We start from the raw sequence: 2,147 nt of genomic DNA, 5'->3' as shown, positions 1-2,147 counted from the left end.
CCAGAATTCCACGGCGGGTCTTGCTGTTGGGCGGATTGGCCACCTTCCTGTCTGGCTGTGCCAGCAAGTTCCGGTCCTACAACGGACCCGAAGTGACCCGGCTGCGTATATACAAGGCGCAGCGGCTGCTGGTTCTTGACGGAACGGATGATGTCTTGCGGACCTATCCCATCGGATTGGGCTTCGCGCCCGAAGGCCACAAGCAGTTCGAAGGAGACGGCCGCACGCCGGAGGGCTCCTATCTGATTGACCGGCGCAACCCGGACAGCCTCTTCCACCTCTCCATCGGCATTTCATTCCCGAACGAGGCCGATATCGCGTTTGCGAAGGCGCAAGGAAAATCGCCGGGCGGCGACATTTTCATCCACGGGGGGCCGCGCAAGGGGATCGACCCGATGAACAAGCGCGACTGGACCGCAGGCTGCATCTCCGTCACAGACCGGCAAATCGAGGATATCTACGCCATGGTCAGGGACGGAACCCCCATCGACATCTATGCCTGATCGTCAGGTGAAGCGACGGCGCAGCGCAACGTTGATGGCTTCGATAGCGATGACCATGACGACGACGGCAATCGTGACGCTGGCCGCCTTATCATACTGGAAAGAGCGCACGTAGGTCTGGATGTAAAAGCCGATCCCGCCCGCGCCGACAATGCCGAGGATCAGCGACTCGCGCAGGTTCAACTCGAACCGGAAAATCGTGTCGCGGGCGACGACCGGCGCCATCTGCGGCCAGATCGCGTATCTGAGCCGCACGAGCGGCCCGGCGCCCGCGCTTTCAAGTGCTGCGATCGGCGCGCGGGACACGCCGTCGATCGCCTCGGCATAGAACTTGGCGAGCATCCCCGTTGCATGAAAGGCGACCGCGATGATGCCGGGCAGCGGCCCGAGCCCGACAGCGCCCACCATGAGCATGGCCACGAGGATCAGCGGAATCGCCCGGATGAAGGCAAGCAGCGTTCGGATCGGCCGAAACACCGCGGGCGATACCATCGTCTCAGACGCGAGAATGCCGAGGGGAACGGACAGGATCACAGCACCGAGGGTGCCGAGGATCGCGATCCTCAGCGTTTCCGCGCTGCCCTTCTTGATCTCGGCCATCACCGTCGGGTCAGGCGGAAACATCCGGCCGAAGAAATCGGCGATCCGCGGGCCGGCCGACAGAAGTCGCGAGAACTCGACATCGGTCGTGGCGAAGGACCACAGGATCGCGGCTGCGATCAGACCGCTCGTCGCAATGCCGCCAAACCCGCGGAACGCCATCAGGACACCGCCCTGAGGCCGATACCGGGGATTGGCCCTACCTCCCGATAGAGCTCCGCCGTCGCATCATCGTTCAACTCGGAGGTCGGTACATCGAACACGATCCGCCCGTCCCGCATGCCGATGATGCGCTGCGCGAAACGCCGCGCCAGGTCGGGCTGGTGCGACGAAAACAGCGCCGTCGCGCCGCGCGTTCGCGCCGCCCCGGTCAGCAGCGCCAGGATCTCACATGCATGCGCGGGGTCGAGGTTGCTCACCGGTTCGTCGGCGAGGATTAGGCGCGGTTCCTGCGCCAGACACCGTGCGATGGCCACACGCTGCCGCTGCCCGCCGCTGAGGCTGTCGACCCTGCGTTCGGCAAGATCGGCAATTCCGCAATCGGCAAGTGCCGTGCGCGCAATCTCCAGATCATGTTTGGTCGGTGATCCCAACAGGGCCCGCAGCGGCGACATGCGCCCCAGGCGGCCATTCAGGACGTTGCGCAGAACCGAGGAACGCTCGACCAATGCAAACTCCTGAAACACGAAACCGGTATCCGGACGGCGCGCGCTCGGCGGCGGACGGTCGGGATCGAGCGGCGCACCCAGAACCGATACCCGCCCGCTCCAGCCTTGGAGCCTGCCGTCGAGCAGTGCCAGCAGGGTCGTCTTGCCCGCCCCGGACGGGCCGAGCAAAGCGACGCTCTCGCCCGCCGAAACCCGAAACGAGACCCGCTCCAGCGCCGGGAGGTCCGCGCCCGTATGGGCAAAACTCAGGTCGTCTACTTCGACAGCTGTGCTCATCGCAACAGCCCGTATTGCCGTGCCATATCGCGTACGCCGTCATAGGCGGCGCCGTCGGCCCTGACGTACCCATCCGGTCCATAAAAATAGCGCAGCTTGT

At 64.6% G+C, this 2,147-nt stretch carries 3 protein-coding genes; 1 reads left to right on the top strand and 2 read right to left on the bottom strand.

Annotation, left to right across the window (positions count from 1 at the left end):
* Positions 1-503: L,D-transpeptidase family protein (locus A3764_RS17810; protein WP_236628238.1), on the top strand; the 503-nt coding region annotated here is incomplete at its 5' end.
* Between the two features lie 3 nt (positions 504-506).
* Here the strand turns inward: A3764_RS17810 and phnE are convergent.
* Together phnE and A3764_RS17800 are read right to left on the bottom strand one after the other, a co-directional pair.
* Positions 507-1,265, bottom strand: coding sequence for a phosphonate ABC transporter, permease protein PhnE (gene phnE, locus A3764_RS17805; RefSeq protein WP_048535504.1), 759 nt, complete (start codon positions 1,263-1,265; stop codon positions 507-509).
* Entirely contained in the window at positions 1,265-2,047 is a 783-nt protein-coding gene (locus A3764_RS17800) for a phosphonate ABC transporter ATP-binding protein (protein ID WP_067920024.1), read from the bottom strand. The genes phnE and A3764_RS17800 overlap by 1 nt, the downstream gene beginning before the upstream one ends.
* Between the last annotated feature and the right edge of the window lie 100 nt (positions 2,048-2,147).

The sequence above is a fragment of the Sulfitobacter sp. HI0129 genome, assembly GCF_001635395.1.
GTDB lineage: Bacteria > Pseudomonadota > Alphaproteobacteria > Rhodobacterales > Rhodobacteraceae > Sulfitobacter.
This window is presented reverse-complemented; position numbering and strand designations above follow the sequence as displayed.